The 750-nt window shown below is 37.2% G+C and carries 1 protein-coding gene; it reads left to right on the top strand.

The genetic code is table 11. The features are described 5' to 3' along the window. Positions 1–100: 100 nt before the first annotated feature. A complete protein-coding gene (locus JCM15548_RS20730) occupies positions 101–634 on the top strand; it encodes a GNAT family N-acetyltransferase (protein WP_062129153.1) in 534 nt (177 codons plus the stop codon). The last annotated feature ends 116 nt before the right edge of the window (positions 635–750 follow it).

The raw sequence follows: 750 nt of genomic DNA, 5'->3' as shown, positions 1-750 counted from the left end.
TCGTGTATAAAGCATTGGGGTTTAAGAGGTTAAATCATGCGTTATCGGCAACCTAAACGTCCGCTACTTGATAAATTTAAAGATGCAATAAAAGAATAATATGACGATAAACAAAAGCGAAATTGTATTAAAACCGTTCCAATCCGAAGATATACCCTTATTCGAGAAATGGCTCGACAAAGAATATATCTACAAACGGCTGTGCCCCGATGGGGAAGAACAACGCAAAGCTTGGTTGGATGAAATAATCAACAAAGATGGCAAATACGATTTCTTGACGCATTTTATCGTCTATCATAACAACCGAAAAATCGGATACTGTCTTCTCGCCGACTGTTTTTTTCTGAAAAACATAGAGGAAAAAGGACACGACTTTGAGGGTTTATACGGTGATGTTGCAGAAAAGAATCATACTTACGAAATTGGCTATTTGATTGGCGAAGAAGAATATCTGAATAAGGGTATCAGTAAAATAGTTATTCATAAGTTAGAAGAAATAGTTACGGCACTAAGAGGAAAAGAAATATCAGCCGACCCCTCTGAAGAAAATATTTTCTCTGTGAAAGCATTGTTGAGTAATGGGTTTAAGAAAAAAGCGGATGGCGATTACAGAAAAGAAATAAAGCAGAATTGAATGCCAGCACACAACATCGTATATAAAACATTTGGCAGTCAGTGGGTTATCGAGCGCTTTAGCTCGTGTCAAAAGTACTTGTAACTTGACAGGAAAGTGCTTCGAAATGCCAAACG

Origin of the sequence: Geofilum rubicundum JCM 15548, from assembly GCF_000974365.1 — a bacterium.
Lineage (GTDB): Bacteria > Bacteroidota > Bacteroidia > Bacteroidales > Marinilabiliaceae > Geofilum > Geofilum rubicundum.
The sequence above is the reverse complement of the archived record's forward strand: the minus strand, read 5'-3'. Positions and strand labels throughout refer to the sequence as shown.